Origin of the sequence: Enterobacter sp. 940_PEND, assembly GCF_001059415.1 — a bacterium.
Lineage (GTDB): Bacteria > Pseudomonadota > Gammaproteobacteria > Enterobacterales > Enterobacteriaceae > Enterobacter > Enterobacter cloacae_M.
The window spans coordinates 1-23,455 of record NZ_JUMS01000056.1; the positions used below are offsets into that span (position 1 = coordinate 1).

Sequence of the window (23,455 nt, forward strand, 5' to 3'; positions counted from 1 at the left end):
CTCAAAAACACCATCATACACTAAATCAGTAAGTTGGCACCATTACCTGTTCTTGCTGATTAAAATCAATAAACAGACGACTAGAGAACCGAACAACCGTGTTTTGCCATGGCCCGTACATTTATGTCATGTGGCCCTTGACCGCCAGAAATAGCGCAACATGTCCCATTAATGATAACAAATTGTTAATGTTTTGTATGGTTTTGCATGTTGCTGATTAACAAAGAGTAATGTGAAAGTCACACCCCTTGTGGGCTTATTTGCACGTATCTCTCGCTTTCTTTAAGAATATTCCCGGAAAGAGCCCGAATAATTAGGAATAACGCTGATGTCGTTAAGCCTTGATTCAACTATTTTATGGTAAACTTTGCCTCGAATACTAAGAATGGTAATTGCATTGTGATCGTACGTAATACATTTTTCTCTATTTTTTTGTTTATTTTTGGGCAGTTAACGTTTTCTTCTGTTGCACAGGCAGAAGGCAACGCGACGGATAAAGGCTGGTTCTCAACCTTTACGGATAATGTTTCCCAGACATGGACGGCACCTGAACATTATGATCTCTATGTCCCGGCAATAACGTGGCATGCGCGTTTTGCTTATGACAAAGAGAAAACCGATAAATACAACGAGCGTCCGTGGGGCGCGGGTTTTGGCCAGTCGCGCTGGGATGAAAAGGGAAACTGGCATGGCATCTATCTGATGGCCTTCAAAGACTCGTTTAATAAATGGGAACCGATCGGGGGGTATGGTTGGGAGAAAACCTGGCGTCCGCTAGCGGACGAGAACTTCCACGTCGGTTTGGGCTATACCGCCGGGGTCACTGCACGTGACAACTGGAACTATATTCCGATCCCGGTCCTACTGCCTTTGGCCTCTATTGGCTATGGTCCCGCAACGTTCCAGATGACCTACATCCCGGGTACGTACAACAACGGTAACGTTTACTTCGCCTGGATGCGTTTTCAGTTTTAACTGACAAAACGTTACATACTGGTGATAAAACGCGCAGTTGTTGATTCATAAGCGATAAAAATCTGTCAGTGAAAATTAACGCGACTTTAGTCACTTTTTATCAAAGATCCGCTGGACAAAAGGTCCCACAATTGATGTACTGATAACCGACACAGCATTTGTGTCGTTTTTTAATGTAAAGGTAATTTTGATGTCTAAGATTAAAGGTAACGTTAAGTGGTTTAATGAGTCCAAAGGATTCGGTTTCATTACTCCTGAAGATGGCAGCAAAGACGTGTTCGTACACTTCTCTGCAATCCAGTCTAATGGTTTCAAAACTCTGGCTGAAGGTCAGCGTGTAGAGTTCGAAATCACTAACGGTGCCAAAGGCCCTTCTGCTGCTAACGTAATCGCTCTGTAATTCAGACGCGTCAGCAAGAATTTCAAAACCCGCTCATTGAGCGGGTTTTTTTCGTTTTGAATCAGCCAAGCAGATACATTTTCAGGAAGCTGGCTACGATCAGCACGCTCAACAACACCATTCCTGCGCTCATCAGACTCTGTTTCATTCTGTCACCCTCGTTCAGTATTGCATTCAGAGTGACAGAGAAAAATTAAGCCAACATTAACGGTTCGGCTGTTAATGCGCGCTTGCGGAAGAAAATAGCCAAAATGCGATCCCCGTCATCGCAAACGAGCCGAACATATTGATCGCCATATTCATCAGCGCCCAGCCAATGCGGCCTTCCTGAAAGAGAAAAACCGTTTCCGCAGAAAAGGTTGAGAAGGTGGTCAAACCGCCGCAGAATCCGGTGGTAATCAATACCTTCCACATTGGGTCAATGTGCGTCATTCGGTTAAACCAGGCCAGCCCCATGCCGATGATAAAGGCACCAATCAGGTTAGCGGCAAGCGTCCCCATGGGAATCGCCTGGTGCAGGGGGTTAAACCGCATACTCAGAAACCATCGCGCAACGCTACCCGTTCCCCCACCAATAAAAACGGCTAAAAGTAGTTGTAACACGCTAAATACCTGCTATTTGATGTGTAAGAGTAGCGAGTTTAACGCCGTTTATGATGAGGGGACAAATATGTATGTAGCGGTAGGGCAGTTTGCCGTCACGCCTGACTGGCATGAGAATGCGAGAACATGCGTCGAACTGATGATGCAGGCCCGGCAGAAAGGCGCGTCGCTGTTGGTTCTCCCCGAGGCGCTGCTGGCCAGGGACGATAATGACCCGGATTTATCCGTGAAGTCCGCGCAGCCGCTGGATGGCGAATTCTTACAGCAATTGCTCGCCCAAAGCGCGGGCAATACGATGACGACGATCTTAACGATCCATGTTCCCTCCACGCCGGGTCGAGCAGTCAATACGCTGGTGGTGATTCGTAACGGGACCATCGTCGCACGTTACGCCAAGCTTCACCTCTATGATGCGTTCAGCATCCAGGAGTCGCGTCGCGTTGACCCCGGAGACGAGCTCCCTCCGCTGCTGGAGATTGACGGATTTAAGATCGGGCTGATGACGTGCTATGACCTGCGTTTTCCCGAGCTGGCGCTGCATCTGGCGCTGCAGGGGGCGGACGTGCTGGTACTCCCTGCCGCGTGGGTCAGAGGGCCGTTAAAAGAGCACCACTGGGCAACGCTGATTGCGGCGCGCGCGCTGGATACAACCTGCTATGTCGTTGCCGCAGGAGAATGTGGCACGAAAAACATCGGGCAAAGCAGGGTGGTTGATCCGCTGGGGGTGACGATCGCCGCCGCCGCTGAAGCCCCGCATTTGCTGGTGGCGGAGATAAACTTAGAGAGAATTGCGCTTGCGCGTCAGCAATTACCCGTTCTTCGCAATCGTCGGTTTGCGCCACCGCAATTATTGTGATGTTTTTTTCAACAATGCTTGATTCACCTTGTTACAGATTGCTATTGTGTGCACGCGCTAAATGACCGTTAATACAGTCAGGTTTTAGCGCTGAATGCAGCCTGTTTTAAGTAAAGAAGGTATCTATGGGTGAGATTAGTATTACCAAACTGCTGGTGGTTGCCGCACTGGTCGTCCTGCTGTTTGGTACCAAGAAGTTACGCACGCTGGGTGGTGACCTGGGGGCTGCCATCAAAGGCTTTAAGAAAGCGATGAACGATGATGATGCAGCGGCGAAGAAAAGCGCCGAGGATGACGTCCCGGCAGACAAGCTTTCTCACAAAGAGTGACAGCAACGCCTGAGGGCTTGCGAAAAAAAACCGGCTTATGAGGCCGGTTTTTTTGTATTACTGTAAATGAATATTACAGCATTATTTAACTTCTTCGCCTTTAGCCTGCATATCGGCATGGTATGAGGAGCGAACGAATGGGCCGCAGGCAGCATGGGTGAAGCCCATCGCCATCGCTTCGGCTTTCATTTCATCGAATTCGTCCGGGCTCACGTAGCGCTGTACCGGCAGGTGGTGACGGCTTGGCTGCAGATACTGTCCGAGGGTCAACATGGTCACACCGTGGCGGCGAAGATCGCGCATCACCTCGATGATTTCATCATTGGTTTCACCCAGACCCACCATCAGACCGGACTTGGTCGGAATATGCGGATGCGCTTCTTTGAAACGCTCCAGCAGCTTCAGGGACCAGTTGTAGTCAGCGCCCGGACGGACCTGACGGTAAAGACGCGGCACGTTCTCCAGGTTGTGGTTAAACACATCTGGCGGCGTTGCGGTCAGGATATCCAGCGCGCGGTCCATACGGCCGCGGAAGTCAGGCACCAGCGTCTCGATTTTGATGTTAGGGCTTTTCTCGCGAATGGCCGTAATGCAGTCGGCGAAGTGCTGAGCACCACCGTCACGCAGGTCGTCACGGTCAACTGACGTGATAACCACATAACGCAGCGCCATGTCGGCGATGGTCTGCGCCAGTTTCTGGGGTTCGTTAGCATCAGGCGCGACTGGACGGCCATGAGCAACATCGCAGAACGGGCAGCGGCGGGTACAGATAGCACCCAGAATCATAAACGTCGCGGTACCATGATTGAAACATTCAGCAAGGTTCGGGCAAGAGGCTTCTTCACAGACGGAGTGAAGGCCATTCTTGCGCATCGCCGCTTTGATCCCCTGGATACGCGAAGAGTCGGCCGGAAGTTTGATTTTCATCCATTCCGGTTTTCTTAACAGCGCCTCGCGCTCTGTAGCCACGTTTTTAACCGGGATAAGGGCCATTTTATCGGCATCGCGGTATTTAACACCGCGTTCCATCACAATGGGTTTACTCATAGCGTGCGTGTTCCAGTTGCGAATATCGAAGGAAAGCGTTTCAATTCAAGGGAATGTTGTATTTATCAACTATTTTTGAACGAACGACAGGCAGTATATCATTGAAACGGTCGTTAAAGCAGCCTGCCAGATCGCCAATTTGTAAAATAGTTGTTGTTTTGTGCCTTTTGCCCTGCGGGTTGCAGGGACTTGTGCTGGCTAAACCTGTCAGAAGGCCTGACGGATAATGCGGATGACGTTTTCCAGGACCGGATCGCGCAAACTCAGCTTGTTATAATGCAGTGAAATCTCGATAGATTCCGCATTAAGCTGACTGAGCGGGATGCTTTCCAGCGGCCAGCATTTTTGTAGCAGACTGTACAGGCGTGATGGCATAACGCACAGCATGTCGCTGCTGCCGATCAGGGATGCGGTGGTAAACATATTGTAACTGCTGAAGCTGATCTGACGTTCCGGGAAAATTTCATCAATACGCTGACGAAGTGCGTGATTAGATTGCCCTTCGGTCATGAAAGATGAGTGATCGTAGTTGCGCAGGTTTTCGATGGTTAACGGCTCGCTAAGAGCAGGATGCTGCTGGCGGCAAACCAGTACCAGGTTATCCGCATAAAGCACATTTTGCCCCAGCGCTCTGGCACTGAAGCTGCCGCTTTCAATAATCAGGTCCGTCTGGAACTGGGCAAGCTGAATGTCTGGTTCATTGAGAGGCACGTTGCGAAGCAGGAGCTGCGGAGCATGTTTTTTCACGGCCTGGAAGATCGCCGGCATCACCAGCACCCCTACAGAAGGGGAACAGCCGATGGTGATGGTTCGCTGCTTATCATAGCTTCCGGTTAAATCCAGCGCGCCCAGAATCGACTCCAGCCCCTGACTGATGTACTCATGGAGATGCGTGGCGTAAGCCGTCGGCGTTACCCCCTGGCCCTTGCGGATAAATAATGGGTCAGGAAATATAGCGCGAAGCTTTTGGATTGACTGGCTTATTGCTGATGGCGTGAGATTAAGAATTTTCGCAGCGTTAACGATACCCTTATGGACATATACCGCCTCAAAAATAGTCAGTAAATTGAGATCAATATTACGTAAAGTCCGAAAAATTTGTGGCTTGTCTTCGCCACCGGGTTCATTCAGTCGTTTGGCTGGTAAATTATTATACTCCACGCTTTCACTCCGTATACATTCACAATATGAATGATAGTTGAATTTATTTATTATGCTTGTAGAGATTCGTAAAGTGTTGGTTTTGTTTCACTTGTTTATCAAAAACAAACAGCTGAGTGATTATTGCTCACGTTACTTATGTCGTGTTTGTCGTGCTTGCTGGAGGCTAAATAATATGTAGCGGTAATATTCGGGCGCTTCGAAAATATAGAATCTGTGGATTATTGTAAAGTGCAAAAGCGGTAAATAAACAGTGGCCCGCCAAATTATCGAGCCATGTTGTATGATGTATTAAGCAGGGATATATTCGTATGGGGGATTGTTAAGTAGCGCTAACATCTGCTTTAAAAGCACGGGACGAATAGTTTCTGGCGTAGCGGTTTCAACCCACTGGCGTACCTGCGTCATTTCCATGCCGGCATAGCCGCAGGGGTTAATGCGTTGGAAAGGCGCGAGGTCCATATTAATATTCAAGGCCAGGCCATGGAATGAGCAGCCTTTACGAATACGCAGCCCCAGGGAGCAGATCTTCATTTCCCCAACGTAAACGCCCGGCGCATCGGCGCGTGGATGCGCGTCAATACCATATTCCGCCATCGTGTTGACGACAGTTTGTTCCAGTAAGGTAACCAGTTCACGTACGCCAAGCTTTCTGCGTTTCAGATTGAGCAGGACGTACATCACCTGCTGCCCGGGCCCATGATAAGTGACCTGACCGCCGCGATCGCTCTGAATAACCGGGATATCTCCCGTCATTAGCAAATGCTCTGCTTTACCCGCCTGGCCCTGCGTAAATACCGGCAGGTGTTCGACCAGCCAGATCTCATCCGGGGTGCTGTCATCGCGTGAATCGGTGAAGTCATGCATAGCCTGGGAGACAGGCTCATAAGGTTGCAGGCCGAGGTGACGGACCAGAATTTTATCCTGATACAAAACTGCGTCTCCGAAGACGAGGGACAAAAGGTGTGGGGGAGTATATCACAGCGGGGAGAGGGGTTACCCGGCAAACCGGGTAACCGCAAAGGGACTACAGCACCATACGAACAATTTCGATATTGCCGAGCTCTTCGTACAGCGTTTCAACCTGCTCAATATGTGTCGCAGTGATGGTAATAGAGACAGAGTGGTAGTTGCCCTTGCTGCTTGGTTTTACTGACGGAGAGTAGTCACCCGGCGCATGGCGCTGTACCACTTCAACCACCTGATCAACCAGCTCAGGTTTCGCCAGACCCATTACTTTGTAGGTAAATGAGGTGGGGAATTCAAGCAGTTCGTTAAGTTTGGTTTTCATGTCAGCTCCGGCGTAACGTCAAAAAATAATAACTCCCACGTCAGGTGGGAGTTATCAGGATACTTAGTATATGGGGATCAAAATCACACTTTCAAGTGTTCAATTTTTAACCAAACCAGTGGTGGAACATCAATTTAATGTAATCAATGATTTTGCCGAAGAAATTGCCTTCAGGAATTTCTTGCAGGACAACCAGCGGACGCTGATCGATCGTTTTTCCATCCAGCTGGAAGTTGATCGTGCCCACAACCTGGTTTTTCTGCAGCGGGGCATGCAGCTCGGTGCTGTTCAGCACGTAGCTGGCTTTCAGATCCTTCATGCGACCGCGTGGAATGGTCAGGTAGAGGTCTTTATCAACGCCGAGTGAAGCACGGTCGTTGTCGCCGAACCAGACGGGTTCAGACGCAAACTCTTTGCCTGCTTTCAGTGGATTCACGGTTTCGAAGAAGCGGAAGCCCCAGGTCAGCAGTTTCTTGCTTTCTGTTTCACGACCTTTAAAGGTGCGGCCGCCCATCACGGCAGAGATCAGACGCATCTGACCTTCAGTGGCAGAGGCCACCAGGTTGTAGCCTGCTTTGTCGGTGTGGCCAGTTTTGATGCCGTCAACGTTCAGGCTGTTATCCCACAGCAGACCGTTACGGTTGGTCTGACGAATACCGTTGAAGGTGAACTCTTTCTCTTTATAGATAGAGTATTCGTTAGGTACATCGCGGATCAGCGCCTGACCAATCAGGGCCATATCACGTGCGGAGCTGTACTGACCGTCTGCGTCCAGGCCGTGTACGGTCTGGAAATGGCTGTTTTTCAGACCCAGCGCGGTAACGTAGCTGTTCATCAGGCCCACAAAGGCATCCTGGCTACCGGCGGCGAAATCGGCCATCGCCACGCAGGCATCGTTACCAGACTGCAGGTTGATACCGCGAATCAGCTGGGAAACAGGAACCTGCATACCCGGCTTCAGGAACATCAGAGAGGAACCTTTGAAAACAGGGTTCCCGGTTGCCCACGCATCGTTACCGATGGTGACCAGATCCGATTCTTTGAATTTACCTGCCTTCATCGCCTGGCCGATAACGTAGCTGGTCATCATTTTGGTCAGGCTGGCCGGGTCACGGCGGGCATCGGCATTCTGTTCTGCCAGCACTTTGCCAGAGTTGTAATCGATCAGGATGTAGGATTCCGCGTCGATTTGCGGAACGCCAGGGATCATGGTCTTGATATTCAGGTCATCGGCGTGAGCTGCAGAGAGCGCAGCAGCGCAAAGGGCCGTGGTCAGCGCCATGCGCTGCACAAAACGAGCAGAAAAAGTGGTCTTCATGGTCAGAACTACGACATCCGTGATGGAATTAAAAAAAGTGCCTTACTATAGCAAATGCTATTCAGGCAGGCATCCGACTTTAAGCATGAGTTTGTGAATGTGTTTTACACTAACTGACAATTCGGATACCGCCGGTTAATTATTTCGCAACAGCGATAAATGACTGAAGTTGAGCTTCATTCTGCAGACGCTGCTGCAGGGATGCGGCCTGCGATTTGCTGGCAAACGGCCCCATCTGAATGCGCCAGACCGCGCCGTTCTGCTCAACGCGTCCCGGTACGCCAAACTGCTGGCTCAGACGCTGTTGGTACTGCTTGGCCCGGGCCTGATCGCTCACTGCGCCTACCTGAACCACATAGCTGCCGCTGGCCGCTGCTGGAGCCGCCACCGCCGCACTTTGAGTGGCCGCTGGCGCCGTTACGGGAGCCGGCTGGGTCGCTGGCGCAGCAACGGGAGCAGGGGCCGGAGTCGGCTCGCTGCCTTCCAGCACGCCCGAGGCTAAGGTCGTCGGTGCGCCAAGAAAGCCGCTACTCTTTACCGGCGCGCCGGTAGAATCCTCGCTTTGCAGCGTGTCATTGCTGATCGGGCGAATTTCTCCCCCCGGCTGAGCAGGCTCTGCCGGAGACGAGACGCTTCCCATTCCGCCGTCAAGATTTGGGCGGTCAGGAAGGGCATAGGTCTGTTTTGCCACCGTCGTACACGCGGTACCCGGCCCGGAGAGCGAACCATCCTGTGCGACGATAATCGGATCAATACGGACTTTGGTATTGTTCGAGGTGTTCAGGCGATCGGCAGACGCGCGCGACAGGGAAATCACCCGGTCATTCCCGTAAGGTCCACGGTCGTTTATCCGCACGACGATCATACGGCCATTCGCCAGGTTGGTGATACGGGCGTAGCTCGGGATCGGCAGCGTCGGGTGTGCCGCCGTCAGCTGCATTGGGTCGAACGCTTCCCCGGAAGCCGTCAGGTTACTGCCTGGCTCGGCATCATAAATGGCGGCAAAGCCCGCCTGACTGAAACGGGAAGGATCCTGAACAATTTTATAGCTTTTGCCATCGCGCTCGTAATCCTGATTGGCACTGGCATTCAGCGGTTCATAAACGGGATCGGCACCGCTGATTTCAACGATCGGGCCATTACACACCGCAGGCTGCGGCGGCGCGACGGTTGCCTGTTGCTGACCATCATCACTTGTGCAGGCCGCAAGTAAACTTGCCGCGATGCAGATCCCCAGCCACTGCTTACGCATTCCGATCCCCTTATTTTTATACGCTTTTTGACAACATTTTTCTGTGGGTATGGATCGACATCACGATACCAAACCCGGCCATCAACACGATCAGTGCCGAGCCTCCGTAACTCACCAGCGGCAGCGGTACGCCTACCACCGGCAGAATACCACTCACCATACCAATATTTACGAAGACATAAACGAATAAAATCAGCATCAACCCGCCGGCCATGACGCGACCAAAGGTGGTTTGCGCGCGCGCTGCAATCCACAATCCCCGCATGATCAGCAGGACGTACAGCGCCAGCAATATTAAGATGCCAACCAGCCCCAGCTCTTCCGCCAGTACCGCAAAGATAAAGTCGGTGTGGCGTTCCGGTAAAAACTCCAGCTGCGACTGCGTGCCGTGCAGCCAGCCTTTACCGCGCAGGCCGCCGGAGCCAATCGCAATCTTGGACTGAATAATATGATAGCCCGCGCCCAGCGGATCGGTTTCCGGATCGAGCAGCATCATGACGCGCTGGCGCTGGTAATCATGCATCAGGAAGAACCAGAGGATAGGAATGAACGCCGCAATCAGCACCACCGCGATACCAATCAGGCGCCAGCTCAGTCCTGACAGGAAAAGGACAAACAGGCCGGAGAGGGCGATAAGGATTGAGGTACCGAGGTCAGGCTGTGCCGCAACCAGCAGCGTCGGCAGGAAAATCAGCACCAGCGCGATGGCGGTATTTTTCAGCGACGGCGGACAGACGTCGCGGTTGATAAAGCGTGCCACCATCAATGGAACGGCGATTTTGGCAATTTCCGAGGGCTGGAAGCGGACAACGCCCAGATCCAGCCAGCGCTGCGCCCCTTTTGAAATGGCTCCAAACGCATCTACCGCAACCAGCAAAATAATACAAAAGATGTAAAGATAGGGTGCCCAGCCTTCGTAGACGCGCGGCGGGATTTGCGCCATCACTACCATGATGATCAGACCCATGGCGATCTGGCCGATTTTGCGCTCCATCATGCCGATGTCCTGGCCGCTGGCGCTCCAGATAACCAGGGCGCTGTACACCAGCAGAGCCAGCAGGATCAGCAGCATGGCTGGGTCGATGTGGATTTTATCCCACAGCGATTTTTTATTTGGATTATCCGTCATGATTATTGGTCCTCCGCCGCAGCGGCGGCCGGGTTTTCAGCCGGCAGTTCGGTGTTGTTATCACCCAGCATAATGTGGTCAAGGATCTGGCGCATGATGGTCCCTACTGCTGGCCCGGCACCGCCGTTCTCCAGAATCATCGCCACCGCGACCTGCGGGTTATCATAAGGGGCAAACGCCGTCATCAGCTTATGGTCACGCAGACGTTCAGCAATGCGGTGCGCGTTATAGGTTTCGTTGGCTTTCAGACCAAACACCTGCGCGGTACCGGACTTTGCGGCCACTTTGTACGGCGTACCGGCGAAGTACTTATGCGCGGTCCCATTCGGGCGGTTTGCCACGCCGTACATACCGTCTTTCGCAATTTCCCAGAAGCCGGAATGAATGTCACCCACCGGGGCCTCGTGCGGCTGATTCCACGGCACTTTTTTGCCGTCTTCAACCGTGCTCTGCAGCAGATGAGGCACTTTTACCACGCCGTCATTGATGAGGATCATCATGGCTTTGTTCATCTGAATCGGTGTCGCTGTCCAGTAACCCTGGCCGATACCCACCGGAATGGTATCACCCTGATACCACGGTTTTTTAAAGCGCTTCAGCTTCCATTCACGCGTTGGCATGTTACCAGAACGTTCTTCTGAAAGGTCCACGCCGGTGTAATGCCCGTAGCCGAATTTGCTCATCCACTCTGACAGACGGTCGATACCCATGTCATACGCCACCTGATAGAAGAAGGTATCCGCAGACTCCTCCAGCGATTTGGTGACGTTCAGATGACCGTGGCCCCATTTTTTCCAGTCACGATAGCGCTTGTCTGAACCCGGCAGCTGCCACCAGCCCGGGTCAAACAGGCTGGTATTACGGTTGATGACGCCAGCACTCAGCGCAGAGACCGCCACGTACGGTTTAACCGTTGATGCCGGCGGGTAAACCCCTTGCGTCGCGCGGTTCACCAGCGGCGTGTTCGGGTCATTCAGCAGACCGGAATAGTCTTTACTGGAAATGCCGTCAACAAAGAGGTTCGGGTCATAGCTAGGCATGGAGACCATCGCCAGGATGCCGCCGGTACGAGGATCGGTGACCACAACGGCTGCACGGCTACCCGCCAGCAGGGTTTCGATATACTGCTGAAGTTTGAGGTCGAGCGTCAGATAGACGTCATGCCCCGCCTGAGGCGGCACTTCTTTCAGCTGGCGGATCACGCGGCCGCGGTTGTTAACTTCAACCTCTTCATAGCCGGTTTGTCCGTGCAGAACGTCTTCGTAGTAACGTTCGATCCCCAGCTTACCGATATCGTGCGTAGCAGCGTAGTTGGCCAGCTTGCCGTCTTTATCAAGGCGGTCGACGTCTTTGTCGTTAATCTTGGAAACGTAGCCAATTACATGCGTCAGCGCGGAGCCGTAGGGATAGTAGCGACGCTTATATCCCTTCACTTCCACACCGGGGAAACGGTACTGATTCACCGCAAAGCGGGCCACCTGGACTTCCGTAAGATTGGTTTTAACCGGAATCGAGGTGAAGCGGTGAGAGCGGGCGCGCTCTTTTTTGAAGGCCGCGATATCGTCATCGTTAAGGTCGACAACGCTTTTCAGCGCTTCCAGCGTATCCTGAACATTATCGACTTTTTCCGGCATCATCTCGATTTGATAGATGGTGCGGTTCAACGCCAGCGGTGTGCCGTTACGATCGTAAATAATGCCGCGGCTGGGTGCGATAGGCACCAGCTTAATGCGGTTTTCGTTTGAACGCGTCTGGTAGTCGGTAAAGCGGACAATTTGCAGATTATAGAGGTTGGCGATCAGCACGCCGGTAAGCAGCAAAATCCCGGTAAAGGCGACCAGCGCCCGGCGCACAAACAGCGCGGACTCAGCCGTATAGTCGCGAAAAGAATTCTGTAGTTTCATCCGCTGCTTAATCTACCCTGGTCAGTCATTACTCGCGGTGATAGGGGTGGTTGGTAGTAATGCTCCACGCGCGATACAGGCTTTCTGCCACCAGTACCCGAACGAGCGGGTGGGGAAGCGTCAGCGCGGAGAGAGACCAACTTTGTTCAGCCGCCGCTTTGCAGGCAGGGGATAACCCTTCTGGTCCGCCAATCAACAGACTGACGTCACGACCATCCTGCTTCCAGCGCTCCAGTTCTTGCGCCAGCTGCGGCGTATCCCAGGGTTTACCTGGAATATCGAGGGTGACGATGCGGTTTTTGCCTGCGGCAGCCAGCATCAGTTCGCCCTCTTTATCGAGAATACGTTTGATATCAGCGTTCTTGCCGCGCTTACCGGCGGGAATTTCCACCAGCTCGAACGGCATGTCTTTTGGAAAACGACGCAGATATTCAGTAAAACCGGTTTGTACCCAGTCCGGCATTTTGGTGCCGACGGCGACCAGCTGTAACTTCACGCATTAACCCCAGAGTTTTTCCAGCTCATACAGGCGACGGCTCTCGTCCTGCATGACGTGGACAATCACATCGCCGAGGTCGACTACCACCCAGTCAGCCGTCGCTTCACCTTCAACACCCAGCGGTAACAGCCCTGCTGCACGCGATTCCTGAACCACGTGATCGGCAATTGAAACAACATGACGCGTCGATGTACCGGTGCAGATGATCATGCAGTCGGTAATACTGGATTTACCCTTAACGTCGATAGCGATGATGTCCTGACCTTTCAGGTCATCAATTTTGTCAATAACAAAATCCTGGAGTGCTTTACCCTGCAAGTTTTCCCCCTGGGGTGAATGAGATTGTAAAACTTTGAATTCGTAGCCAGACAGTATACCTGAACTCACGCCTGCGTCGGGACAAATGTCTCCGGCCGGGCTTTTGAAGGCGGGTATCATCCCACCCTCCGCCTGAGATTGCATTGCCATTTTTGTAAAACAATTTCTGTAAAGCAATGATCGGCGGGAAAGTCTGGCAGCGGAGAATAACAGTATGGCTTACCCTGTCAAGGCAGGATAAACAATAAGCCGCTTTTTATGCTCTCCGGCTATTCATCTGCGCTTTTCTGATACAAACCGTGCGCGTGGATATAGGCCAGCACCGGGGTTGGCAGCAGATCGTCACACGCTAAACCCTGCTGTAAACGCTCGCGAATGAGAGTCGCAGAGATATCGAACCACGGCGTTTCCGCCAGATAGATCTTCCCGGCAGGCTGGTTGTGAAGATCTTCAACAGTATCGGTGAGATGGTCCTCCAGCCACTGCTGGTACTGCTCTTCGCGCATGGTCAGCGGATAGCCGGGACGGCGGCAGACGAGCAGGTGGCTGTTCTCCAGGATGGTTTCATACTGATGCCACGTAGGGAAATTCAGCAGAGAATCCTGGCCGATGATAAAGGCAAGCGGCTGGTCTGGTCCTTGTTCGGCGCGCCACTCCTGAAGCGTCTGAGACGTCCAGGAGGGTGTGTCGCGACGCAGTTCACGCTCGTCAAGTCGGAAGAGCGGTTTATCTGCGATGGCAAGGGCAAGCATCTCTTTTCGCTGCTCGCTAGTCGCCTCGGGCTGTGGACGATGGGGCGGGACATTGTTGGGCATGATGGTGACGCGCTGAAGTCCGATCAGATTCGCCAGAATTTCAACCGGCTTCAGATGCCCGTAATGTACCGGGTCGAAGGTGCCGCCATATAAGGCCTGTAAAGAATGCATGCTATCCATCAATAAAAACGTCTGCCAGCGCCTTGTGGCAGAGCAGCAGGGAAAGGCTTTCCAGCTCCGCCCAGACCGACTGGCCGTAATCTTGTTTTAACGTGAGCTCAGCGCGCATCAGAAGCTGCATAGCCTGACGAAGCTGTTCATGACTCAGGCGGTTGACGGCCTCGGTGGTCAAAGCCCGGCGATTTTGCCACACGCGGTGTTTATCAAACAGCGAACGCAGCGGCGTATGGGCAGACTGACGCTTGAGCGTAATCAGCAGCAGCAATTCGCGCTGCAGCGTACGCAGCAAAATAACCGGTTCGCTCCCTTCGAGACGCAGCTGTTGCAGAATATGCAGGGCGCGTTTGCTTTTCGCCGACAGCAGCGCGTCCACCCAGTGGAACGGCGTGAAGTGCGCCGCGTCGTTAACGGCCTGCTCGACGCGCGGCAAGGTCAGCTTGCCATCCGGCCAGAGCAGGGAGAGTCTGTCCAGCGCCTGCGCCAGGGCCAGCAGGTTACCTTCATAGCAGTAGCAGAGCAGTTGGTTCGCCGCATCATCCAGCTGAAGGTTGTTCTGCTTCGCTCTCGCTGCCACCCATTTGGGCAGATGCGCCTGTTCAGGCGTCTGACAGGTCACCTGCACCGCGTGGGCAGCGAGTTGGGTGAACCACGCCGCATTTTCCTGCGCTTTGGTGAGCTTGTTGCCGCGCACAATCAGCAGCAGATCGCTGTGAAGCAGGCTGACCAACGTGGCCAGCTGTTCATTGATGGCCGCGTTAGGGCCGTTCTCAGGCAGCAGGATCTGAATAGTCTGGCGCGACGCAAAAAGGCTCATCGCCTGACAGAGTGAGAAGAGGGCATTCCAGTCGGTGTTGTTATCCAGCTGGACGGTGTGGTGCTCATCGAAGCCCTGAGAGGCGGCCTCATGCCGCACGGCATCCAGGCTTTCCTGAAGTAATAACGGATCGTTTCCAAGAAGCAGATACGCCGCGCGCAGCCCTTCTTTGAGCTGCGCGCGGAGTTGTTCAGGATACAGCCTGATCATCATTTACCCAGAGAGTTAGCAGCAGGAAGCGTGCCGGCAACGGGTTTTTCAACAATGTCAGAGCCTTGTCTGGTAGACGCTGCAATACCTGGCAGTTTACGGATCAGCTGTTCCGCCGCCTTGTCGTACATTTCGTTGATGATAATCTGCTGTTCGGCATCTTTTGCCAGCGCCGTCTGCGGGTTATCGAAGAACGAACGGTACACTTTCGTGCTGATCGGATAGATGTCTTTACCCGGGATCAGGACCGCTGCGTTGACCGTCAGCACCATCTGATATTCAGCTGTACGGCCATCCTGGAAGATAGAGGCCGTATCTCTCGACAGACCACTTCCTGTAACGCGCAGAGACGGTACATCCTGGCGTAGCGTTTGTTTCTCAACAAGCTCAACGCCGTTCAAACGCAGCTGATTACGAATTGCCCGGCTGAGTGGACCATTCGGATCTGATGAGTCGAAAATCATCGTTTTCATCTCAGCAGGCACCGCCGTGGTATTGCGCAGGTGCCAGCCACAGCCGGCGGTGACAAGCACCGCCAGTGATAAGAGTATTGTTGCCAGTTGTCGCACGTTTCCTCCCGCGCTTAGCCAACGACCAGATTGAGCAGTTTACCCGGTACGTAGATCACTTTACGTACGGTAACGCCCTCAAGATATTTTGCGACCAGAGGTTCCTGGCCCGCGCGCTCGCGAACCTGTTCTTCGGTTGCATCGACCGCCACGGTAATTTTACCGCGGACTTTGCCGTTTACCTGGACCACAACCAGCGTCGTGTTTTCTACCATCGCTGATTCGTCAGCCTGCGGCCACGGCGCGTTGTCGATATCGCCTTCGCCTTTCAGCTCCTGCCACAGGGTGAAGCTGACGTGCGGAGTGAACGGGTTCAGCATGCGAACAACAGCAAGCAGCGCTTCACGCATTAAGGCACGATCCTGCTCGCCGTCCTGCGGAGCCTTCGCCAGCTTGTTCATCAGTTCCATAATAGCCGCAATTGCGGTATTGAAGGTCTGACGACGACCAATATCATCGGTCACTTTCGCAATCGTTTTATGAACATCGCGACGCAGCGCCTGCTGATCTTCAGTCAGTGCGGCGGCGTTCAGCGCCGGGGCATCGCCCAGTGCAGTGTGTTCGTAAACCAGTTTCCAGACGCGTTTCAGGAAGCGGTTCGCCCCTTCCACGCCGGACTCCTGCCATTCCAGGGTCATGTCCGCCGGAGAGGCAAACATCATGAACAGACGCACGGTATCCGCACCGTAACGCTCAACCATCACCTGCGGATCGATACCGTTGTTTTTCGACTTGGACATCTTGCTCATGCCGGTGTAGACCAGTTCATGACCTTCGGCGTCTTTCGCCTTAACGATACGGCCCTTCTCGTCACGCTCGACGATCGCATCAACCGGTGAAACCCAGTTACGCTCGCCGTTGGCACCAACATAATAGAACGCATCTGCCAGCACCATGCCCTGACACAGCAGCTGTTTTGCTGGTTCGTCAGAGTTCACCATGCCTGCATCGCGCATCAGTTTGTGGAAGAAGCGGAAGTAGAGCAGGTGCATGATGGCGTGTTCGATGCCGCCGATATAGATATCAACCGGCAGCCAGTAGTTTGCCGCATCGGAATCGAGCATACCGTCCTGATACTGCGGGCAGGTGTAGCGCGCATAGTACCAGGATGACTCCATAAAGGTGTCAAAGGTGTCGGTTTCACGCAGCGCAGGCTGTCCGTTAACGGTGGTTTTTGCCCACTCAGGATCGGCTTTAATCGGGCTGGTGATACCGTCCATGACCACGTCTTCCGGCAGGATCACCGGGAGCTGATCTTCTGGCGTTGGCATCACGGTGCCATCTTCCAGCGTCACCATCGGGATTGGCGCACCCCAGTAACGCTGACGGGACACGCCCCAGTCGCGCAGACGGAAGTTAACTTTACGTTCGCCCACGCCCAGAGAGGCCAGCTTATCGGCGATGGCGTTGAAGCCCTCTTCGAAGCTCAGACCGCTAAATTCACCGGAGTTGAACAGGGTGCCTTTTTCAGTCAGCGCGTGTTCAGACAGGTCTGGTTCTGAACCGTCAGCCGCCAGGATGACAGGCTTGATGGTCAGGCCATATTTGGTAGCAAATTCGTAGTCGCGCTGGTCGTGACCCGGAACAGCCATCACGGCGCCAGTGCCGTACTCCATCAGAACGAAGTTGGCGGCCCAGACAGGGATTGCTTCGCCTGTCAGTGGGTGAATGGCTTTAAAGCCGGTATCAACCCCTTTTTTCTCCATCGTCGCCATGTCGGCTTCGGCCACTTTGGTGTTGCGGCACTCATCGATGAATGTCGCCAGCTCCGGATTGTTTTCCGCCGCTTTCTGCGCCAGCGGATGACCTGCGGCTACGGCCAGGTAGGTCGCGCCCATGAAGGTGTCCGGACGGGTGGTGTAGACAGTCAGAGTCTGGTCGTAGTTCTCAACGTTGAAGGTAATCTCCACGCCTTCAGAACGGCCGATCCAGTTACGCTGCATGGTCTTAACGGTATCTGGCCAGTGATCCAGGTTATCCAGATCGTTCAGCAGCTCATCAGCGTAAGCGGTGATTTTGATAAACCACTGTGGGATCTCTTTACGCTCAACTTTGGTGTCACAGCGCCAGCAGCAGCCGTCGATAACCTGTTCGTTCGCGAGAACTGTCTGGTCATTTGGACACCAGTTAACGGCAGAGGTCTTCTTATACACCAGGCCTTTTTTGTACAGCTCGGTGAAGAACTTCTGCTCCCAACGATAGTATTCCGGGGTACAGGTTGCCAGCTCGCGGCTCCAGTCATAGCCAAAGCCCAGCATTTTGAGCTGGTTTTTCATGTACGCGATGTTGTCGTACGTCCACGGCGCCGGTGCGGTGTTGTTTTTGACCGCCGCGCCTTCCGCAGGCAGACCGAACGCATCCCAGCCGATAGGCTGCAGAACGTTTTTACCCAGCATGCGCTGGTAGCGTGCAATCACATCGCCGATGGTGTAGTTACGCACATGGCCCATGTGTAGTCGACCAGAAGGATAGGGAAGCATCGACAGGCAGTAATACTTCTCTTTGCTCTCGTCTTCGGTTACTTCAAAGGTGCGCTTCTCGTCCCAGTGTTGCTGGACTTTTGATTCTATCTCTTCCGGGCGGTATTGCTCTTGCATGGCAGCCAGTGGTCCTGTTTTCAATACAGCTACAAATGTAGCCAATGGATGTGGTAATTCAGATCCGCATAGCATAGCCCAAACGCCCGCGTCAAAACAGCCTTTCGCACAAATGCGCTTTGCAGGAATTTACCGGGTCTGTGCTTCACCTGACAAAGCGGCGATGAAATAAGGTCTATTATTAGAAATAGTTACTTACCCGGGAGGCAAAATGATGGACAAGGTTGCTCAATTTTACCGCGAACTGGTGGCGACACTGACGGAACGGCTGCGTAACGGCGAGCGAGATATCGATGCGCTGGTGGAGCAGGCGCGTGCCCGCGTGACGCAAACGGGTGAGTTAACGCGAACCGAAGTGGAAGAGGTGACGCGCGCCGTGCGTCGCGATCTGGAAGAGTTCGCGCGCAGCTACCAGGAGAGTCAGGAGGAGGTCACGGACAGCGTTTTTATGCGGGTGATTAAAGAGAGCCTGTGGCAAGAGCTGGCCGACATCACGGATAAAACGCAGCTGGAGTGGCGCGAGGTCTTTCAGGATTTGAACCATCACGGTGTTTATCACAGTGGTGAGGTGGTCGGGTTGGGAAATCTGGTGTGCGAGAATTGCCACCACCATATTGCGGTATACACGCCGGATGTCCTGCCGCTGTGTCCGAAATGCGGCCACGATCAGTTCCAGCGTCGGCCGTTTGAGCCCTAAATAAAAGCAAAACGGCAACCGCGTTGCCGTTTTTAGTGTCTGCTCCCTCTCCCCGTGGGAGAGGGTTGGGGTGAGGGCATCAGGCCGCACAAGGTCAAAGCAAAACGGCAACTATGTTGCCGTTTTTAGTGTTTGCCCCCTCTCCCCGTGGGAGAGGGCTGGTGTGAGGGCATCAGGCCGCACTATAGTAAGCCAGTCTCTCCGCCAGCAAATCCACAAACGCCTCGCGATCGATATCTACCATCACCGTGGTATTCGCTTTATTACCCGTCAGCGAGTAGTAATCCACCACCGTCATTCCCTGGGTGTATTTTCCCTGCGTCTCAACACCAACCCATCTGTCCACCGTGGTGAACATCTCCGGCTTCAGTAGCCAGGCAATGGTGCACGGGTCGTGCAGCGGCGCGCCGCGGAAGCCCCATTTCTCGGCTTTGTGATACTCCATAAAGAAGTCGAGCAGTTCGGCCACGGTTGTCGCGACCGTATTACCCACGGAGCGAAAACGCTCAATATCGTCCGCCATAATCTGCGCGCGGTGGGTAACGTCCAGCCCTGCCATCACAATCGGTAAGCCAGACTGGAAGACGATTTCCGCCGCTTCCGGGTCGACAAAGATGTTGAACTCCGCCGCAGGCGTCCAGTTCCCCAGCCCCATGGCTCCGCCCATAATCACAATACGGGCAATTTTATTATGCAGCTCAGGATGGCTGTTCAGCAGCAGCGCAACGTTGGTTAGCGGTCCGGTTGCCACCAGCGTTACCGGTTCTGCACTCTCACGTAGAACCTTCGCCATCAGCTCCACGGCGGTACAGTTTTGCGGCGTGAAGCCCGGCTCCGGCAGTGCCGGACCATCCAGCCCGCTTTCACCATGAACGTTGTCGGCAATAATCAGCTCGCGCATCAGCGGCTTCACGGCCCCGCCGGCGACAGGAATATCGGTGCGTTTGAGCAGCGTGAGCATGCGCAGCACGTTGCGCAGGGTTTTGTCTGGCGTCTGGTTTCCGGCGGACGAGGTGACGGCTTTTACCTCGAGTTCAGGGGAGGCAAGAGCGAGGACAAGCGCGATCGCGTCGTCATGACCCGGATCGCAATCGAGAATAATAGGCTGTGCCATAGCGTTCTCCATACGTAGCGTTATTTTGTGACAAGGTTAACGCTGCAATGTGACGCAGACGAGAGGGACTGAGTGAAAGCGTGAAGCAGTGCGCAATCCGCGGATTGCGCACCGGGAAGATTAGTGCAGGATTTTCGCGAGGAAATCTTTCGCACGCTCGGATTTCGGGTTAGCGAAGAACTCTTCTTTCGGTGAGTCTTCGACAATTTTCCCTTCGTCCATAAAGATCACGCGGTTGGCCACTTTACGGGCGAAGCCCATTTCGTGGGTCACCACCATCATGGTCATCCCTTCGTGAGCCAGCTCGACCATTACGTCCAGCACTTCGTTGATCATCTCTGGATCGAGCGCCGACGTTGGCTCATCAAACAGCATTGCCACCGGATCCATACACAGCGCGCGGGCGATCGCCACGCGCTGCTGTTGGCCGCCAGAAAGCTGTGCCGGGAACTTATCGGCATGCGCCGAAAGCCCAACGCGTTCCAGCAGCTTCAGACCTTTCTCGCGCGACGCTTTTTTATCACGCTTAAGCACTTTTACCTGCGCCAGCGTCAGGTTCTCAATAATGGAGAGGTGAGGGAACAGCTCAAAATGCTGGAACACCATGCCAACGTGAGAGCGAAGCTGAGCGAGGTTAGTTTTCTTGTCGTTGACCTTGGTGCCGTTGACGACGATCTCACCCTGCTGCACCGGCTCCAGTCCGTTGACGGTTTTGATCAGCGTCGATTTACCGGAGCCGGACGGCCCGCACACCACCACCACGTCGCCTTTTTTGACTTCGGTGGAGCAGTCGGTCAGCACCTGAAAGTGCCCATACCATTTAGAAACATTTTTCAGGGAAATCATTATACCGTCCTTTTCTTCAGCCAGCTGACCAACAGCGACGCGCTTAAACTAATCACAAAATAGACCGCACCCGCGAAGAGCACCATTTCGACCTGCGTACCATCACGTTCACCGATGGTTGACGCGGTACGGAAGAAGTCTGCCAGACTCAGAACGTAGACCAGCGAGGTATCCTGGAACAGGACGATACCCTGGGTCAGCAGGAGCGGAACCATGGCGCGAAACGCCTGCGGCAGAATAATGAGCTGCATGGACTGCCAGTGCGTCATCCCCAGCGCCAGCGCGGCGCTGGATTGCCCGCGGGAGATACTCTGAATGCCCGCTCGGATAATCTCCGAGTAGTAAGCGGCCTCGAACATTGAGAACGCCACCATGGCGGAGATCAGACGGATATCGGTTTTCGGCGAAAGCCCCAGCACGTTCTGCAGGAAACCGGGCACAATCAGGTAAAACCACAGCAGCACCATCACCAGCGGGATGGAACGGAACACGTTAACGTAGGCGGTCGCAAACCAGGCGAGCGGCTTAAAGCTCGACAGGCGCATGACGGCCAGCAGGGTGCCCCAGACGATACCAATGATGATGGCAATAACGGTGATTTTTAAGGTAATCACCAGGCCATCAAGCAGGTAAGGCATGGATGGAACGATAGAACTCCAGTCAAATTCGTACATTATTTGCCCCCCAGATTACCCGGCAGGCGGATTTTGCGTTCAACCAGGTTCATCACCAGCATGATGAAAGCGTTAATCAGAACATACGCGAGCGTAATCGCGGTGAAGGATTCCCACGCGTGAGCGGAGTAATCCAGCAGCTTGCCCGCCTGCGCGGCCATGTCGACCAGGCCGATTGTCGAGGCGATGGCCGAGTTTTTCACCAGGTTCATCATCTCGGAGGTCATCGGCGGAACGATAACGCGGTAGGCGTTAGGCAGCAGCACGTAGCGGTAGGTTTGGGGCAGCGTCAGGCCCATCGCCAGGCCCGCATTTTTTTGTCCACGCGGCAATGACTGAATGGCGGCACGCACCTGCTCGCAAACGCGCGCAGCGGTAAACAGCCCCAGACACATCATGGAGGAGACAAAGAACTGCACGTTCGGATCCAGCTCCGACTTGAACCACATGCCAATATTTTCCGGCAGCAGTTCCGGGATGACCAGATACCAGGTAAAGAATTGCACGATCAGCGGAACGTTACGGAACAGTTCCACATACAGGGTGCCAAGCGTTGAAAGAAAACGGTTAGGGACGGTGCGCAGAATACCGAACAGAGAACCGACAAGAAACGCGATAATCCACGCCGTTATCGATAGTGCCACGGTGACCTGAAAGCCGCTCCACAGCCAGCCAAGATAGGTGGTGTTGCCGAACGGGGCTTGTTGCAGGAATATGCCCCAGTTCCAGTCTATTGACATAATAAACTCCAGAAAAAAAAGGGTAGCAGCGCTACCCTCGAAGATTGGTGAGAAGCTCATTTTTCGCGCTGAGTGGGGAACGACCACTCAACGTATAGTCTGTCCATGCTTCCCGACAATCGAGAGGGCAGGAGATCCCGCCCCTGTAGTTCTAATTAGTTAAGAGCCTTGTCATTTGGTGATTTGAACAGCGCTTTCATGTCGTCAGACAGTTCAAAATTCATGTTCAGGTTTTTTGGTGGAATCGGGTTCTTGAACCACTTGTCGAACCATTTCTCCGCTTCGCCGGAGGTCTGCACCTGAGCGATGGTGTCATCGATCAGCTTTTTGAACTGCGGATCGTCTTTACGCAGCATACAGCCGTAGGCTTCTTTGGACTGCGCGGTACCGACGATATCCCAGTTGTCTGGTTTTTTCGCTTTCGCACGTTCGCCCGCCAGCAGAGCATCATCCATCATAAACGCGACGGCACGACCGCTTTCCAGGGTACGGAAGGAGTCGCCATGGTCTTTCGCGCTGATGATGCGCATATCCATTTTCTTCTCGTCGTTCAGCTTGTGCAGCAGCACTTCTGACGTCGTACCAGAGGTCACAACAACCGCTTTGCCTTTCAGGTCAGCGAAGTCTTTGATCTCGCCGCCTTTCTTCGTCAGCAGACGGGTGCCCACGACAAAGATAGTGTCAGAGAAGGCAGCCTGTTTCTGACGCTCGAGGTTGTTGGTGGTGGAGCCACACTCGAAGTCAAAGGTGCCGTTTTGCAGCAGTGGAATACGGTTCTGTGAAGTGATTGGGATCAGCTTCACCTGCAGGTCAGGTTTGTTCAGCTTTTTCTTCACAGCTTCAACGATGGCGTTGGAGTAATCCTGTGAATAGCCCACGACTTTTTGCGTGTTGTCGTAGTAAGAGAACGGGACTGAAGATTCACGGTGGCCGACCACGATGACGCCGTTTTTGGCAATCTTGTCGAGAGTGCTGCCTGCTGCCGGAGCATCTTCAGCGTGAACCACGCCTGCAGACATTCCCATAACCAGCATTGCTGTGGCCAGTTTACGTAATTGCATACCCAACTCCTTTTTTATCAGCGCCAGCGACGCATTGATACCCATTGTGATGTTGTTATATCTCGCGCAGTGCGAGTGCAGTGTTATGCAAGCTTGTTAACATTTAGTCTGGCTTA

At 53.6% G+C, this 23,455-nt stretch carries 25 protein-coding genes; 5 read left to right on the plus strand and 20 right to left on the minus strand.

Features of this window, described 5'->3' with window-relative positions; translation table 11 throughout:
- Positions 1 to 357: 357 nt before the first annotated feature.
- A complete protein-coding gene (gene pagP / locus ADJ24_RS08265; protein WP_023310739.1) occupies positions 358 to 975 on the plus strand; it encodes a lipid IV(A) palmitoyltransferase PagP in 618 nt (205 codons plus the stop codon).
- Positions 976 to 1,165: 190 nt separating this feature from the next.
- Entirely contained in the window at positions 1,166 to 1,375 is a 210-nt protein-coding gene (gene cspE, locus ADJ24_RS08270; protein WP_002439184.1) for a transcription antiterminator/RNA stability regulator CspE, read from the plus strand.
- Between the two features lie 219 nt (positions 1,376 to 1,594).
- On the opposite strand, the gene crcB is transcribed toward cspE, so the two are convergent.
- The gene (crcB, locus tag ADJ24_RS08275) at positions 1,595 to 1,978 is read right to left on the minus strand and encodes a fluoride efflux transporter CrcB (protein WP_023310740.1); all 384 of its coding nucleotides are present in this window, start codon (positions 1,976 to 1,978) and stop codon (positions 1,595 to 1,597) included.
- Between the two features lie 67 nt (positions 1,979 to 2,045).
- Here crcB and ADJ24_RS08280 point away from each other — a divergent pair, with 67 nt between their 5' ends.
- Both ADJ24_RS08280 and tatE read left to right on the plus strand, forming a co-directional pair.
- Positions 2,046 to 2,834: a deaminated glutathione amidase gene (locus tag ADJ24_RS08280; protein WP_023310741.1), complete on the plus strand. Its 789-nt coding sequence runs from the start codon at positions 2,046 to 2,048 to the stop codon at positions 2,832 to 2,834.
- Between the two features lie 125 nt (positions 2,835 to 2,959).
- Positions 2,960 to 3,163 (plus strand): twin-arginine translocase subunit TatE, encoded by a 204-nt coding sequence (tatE, locus tag ADJ24_RS08285; protein ID WP_023310742.1) that lies wholly within the window; start codon positions 2,960 to 2,962, stop codon positions 3,161 to 3,163.
- A gap of 81 nt (positions 3,164 to 3,244) precedes the next feature.
- Here the strand turns inward: tatE and lipA are convergent, their stop codons facing one another.
- From lipA to leuS, 14 genes are all read right to left on the minus strand, one after another.
- The gene (lipA, locus tag ADJ24_RS08290; RefSeq protein WP_013097595.1) at positions 3,245 to 4,210 is read right to left on the minus strand and encodes a lipoyl synthase; all 966 of its coding nucleotides are present in this window, start codon (positions 4,208 to 4,210) and stop codon (positions 3,245 to 3,247) included.
- A 207-nt stretch (positions 4,211 to 4,417) separates the two neighbouring features.
- On the minus strand, positions 4,418 to 5,371 hold the full coding sequence (locus tag ADJ24_RS08295; RefSeq protein ID WP_023310743.1) for a YbeF family transcriptional regulator: 954 nt from the start codon (positions 5,369 to 5,371) through the stop codon (positions 4,418 to 4,420).
- A gap of 291 nt (positions 5,372 to 5,662) precedes the next feature.
- A complete protein-coding gene (lipB, locus tag ADJ24_RS08300) occupies positions 5,663 to 6,304 on the minus strand; it encodes a lipoyl(octanoyl) transferase LipB (RefSeq protein WP_023310744.1) in 642 nt (213 codons plus the stop codon).
- Positions 6,305 to 6,398: 94 nt separating this feature from the next.
- Positions 6,399 to 6,662 (minus strand): DUF493 family protein YbeD, encoded by a 264-nt coding sequence (gene ybeD / locus ADJ24_RS08305; RefSeq protein WP_006177135.1) that lies wholly within the window; start codon positions 6,660 to 6,662, stop codon positions 6,399 to 6,401.
- Positions 6,663 to 6,768: 106 nt separating this feature from the next.
- Positions 6,769 to 7,980 carry a D-alanyl-D-alanine carboxypeptidase DacA gene (gene dacA / locus ADJ24_RS08310; RefSeq protein ID WP_014069323.1) on the minus strand — a complete coding sequence of 404 codons (1,212 nt, stop codon included), beginning with the start codon at positions 7,978 to 7,980 and terminating at the stop codon, positions 6,769 to 6,771.
- Positions 7,981 to 8,119: 139 nt separating this feature from the next.
- Complete coding sequence (rlpA, locus tag ADJ24_RS08315; RefSeq protein ID WP_023310745.1) at positions 8,120 to 9,232, minus strand: endolytic peptidoglycan transglycosylase RlpA; 1,113 nt, start codon at positions 9,230 to 9,232, stop codon at positions 8,120 to 8,122.
- Positions 9,233 to 9,248: 16 nt separating this feature from the next.
- Positions 9,249 to 10,361 (minus strand): peptidoglycan glycosyltransferase MrdB, encoded by a 1,113-nt coding sequence (gene mrdB, locus ADJ24_RS08320; RefSeq protein ID WP_023310746.1) that lies wholly within the window; start codon positions 10,359 to 10,361, stop codon positions 9,249 to 9,251.
- A 2-nt stretch (positions 10,362 to 10,363) separates the two neighbouring features.
- Positions 10,364 to 12,265: a peptidoglycan DD-transpeptidase MrdA gene (gene mrdA, locus ADJ24_RS08325; RefSeq protein ID WP_023310747.1), complete on the minus strand. Its 1,902-nt coding sequence runs from the start codon at positions 12,263 to 12,265 to the stop codon at positions 10,364 to 10,366.
- 28 nt (positions 12,266 to 12,293) lie between these two features.
- On the minus strand, positions 12,294 to 12,761 hold the full coding sequence (gene rlmH, locus ADJ24_RS08330) for a 23S rRNA (pseudouridine(1915)-N(3))-methyltransferase RlmH (RefSeq protein WP_023310748.1): 468 nt from the start codon (positions 12,759 to 12,761) through the stop codon (positions 12,294 to 12,296).
- A gap of 3 nt (positions 12,762 to 12,764) precedes the next feature.
- Positions 12,765 to 13,082 (minus strand): ribosome silencing factor, encoded by a 318-nt coding sequence (gene rsfS / locus ADJ24_RS08335; protein WP_023334893.1) that lies wholly within the window; start codon positions 13,080 to 13,082, stop codon positions 12,765 to 12,767.
- A 269-nt stretch (positions 13,083 to 13,351) separates the two neighbouring features.
- Positions 13,352 to 14,017: a nicotinate-nucleotide adenylyltransferase gene (nadD, locus tag ADJ24_RS08340; RefSeq protein ID WP_032668099.1), complete on the minus strand. Its 666-nt coding sequence runs from the start codon at positions 14,015 to 14,017 to the stop codon at positions 13,352 to 13,354.
- Positions 14,010 to 15,041: a DNA polymerase III subunit delta gene (gene holA / locus ADJ24_RS08345; protein ID WP_032668100.1), complete on the minus strand. Its 1,032-nt coding sequence runs from the start codon at positions 15,039 to 15,041 to the stop codon at positions 14,010 to 14,012. The genes nadD and holA overlap by 8 nt, the downstream gene beginning before the upstream one ends.
- Positions 15,041 to 15,610 (minus strand): LPS assembly lipoprotein LptE, encoded by a 570-nt coding sequence (lptE, locus tag ADJ24_RS08350; protein WP_023310752.1) that lies wholly within the window; start codon positions 15,608 to 15,610, stop codon positions 15,041 to 15,043. The genes holA and lptE overlap by 1 nt, the downstream gene beginning before the upstream one ends.
- Before the next feature lie 14 nt (positions 15,611 to 15,624).
- Positions 15,625 to 18,207, minus strand: coding sequence for a leucine--tRNA ligase (leuS, locus tag ADJ24_RS08355; RefSeq protein ID WP_023310753.1), 2,583 nt, complete (start codon positions 18,205 to 18,207; stop codon positions 15,625 to 15,627).
- A 214-nt stretch (positions 18,208 to 18,421) separates the two neighbouring features.
- Between leuS and ADJ24_RS08360 the strand changes: the two genes are divergently transcribed.
- Positions 18,422 to 18,904: a zinc ribbon-containing protein gene (locus ADJ24_RS08360; RefSeq protein WP_032668311.1), complete on the plus strand. Its 483-nt coding sequence runs from the start codon at positions 18,422 to 18,424 to the stop codon at positions 18,902 to 18,904.
- A gap of 172 nt (positions 18,905 to 19,076) precedes the next feature.
- Here ADJ24_RS08360 and rihA read toward each other — a convergent pair whose 3' ends face one another.
- From rihA to ADJ24_RS08385, 5 genes are all read right to left on the minus strand, one after another.
- Complete coding sequence (gene rihA / locus ADJ24_RS08365) at positions 19,077 to 20,018, minus strand: pyrimidine-specific ribonucleoside hydrolase RihA (RefSeq protein ID WP_023310755.1); 942 nt, start codon at positions 20,016 to 20,018, stop codon at positions 19,077 to 19,079.
- A 120-nt stretch (positions 20,019 to 20,138) separates the two neighbouring features.
- Positions 20,139 to 20,864, minus strand: coding sequence for an amino acid ABC transporter ATP-binding protein (locus ADJ24_RS08370; RefSeq protein WP_014883001.1), 726 nt, complete (start codon positions 20,862 to 20,864; stop codon positions 20,139 to 20,141).
- Positions 20,864 to 21,538 carry a glutamate/aspartate ABC transporter permease GltK gene (gltK, locus tag ADJ24_RS08375; protein WP_014883002.1) on the minus strand — a complete coding sequence of 225 codons (675 nt, stop codon included), beginning with the start codon at positions 21,536 to 21,538 and terminating at the stop codon, positions 20,864 to 20,866. Before gltK ends, ADJ24_RS08370 begins: the two co-directional genes overlap by 1 nt.
- Complete coding sequence (locus tag ADJ24_RS08380) at positions 21,538 to 22,278, minus strand: amino acid ABC transporter permease (RefSeq protein WP_023310756.1); 741 nt, start codon at positions 22,276 to 22,278, stop codon at positions 21,538 to 21,540. The genes gltK and ADJ24_RS08380 overlap by 1 nt, the downstream gene beginning before the upstream one ends.
- A 155-nt stretch (positions 22,279 to 22,433) precedes the next feature.
- Positions 22,434 to 23,339, minus strand: coding sequence for an amino acid ABC transporter substrate-binding protein (locus ADJ24_RS08385; RefSeq protein ID WP_008501049.1), 906 nt, complete (start codon positions 23,337 to 23,339; stop codon positions 22,434 to 22,436).
- Between the last annotated feature and the right edge of the window lie 116 nt (positions 23,340 to 23,455).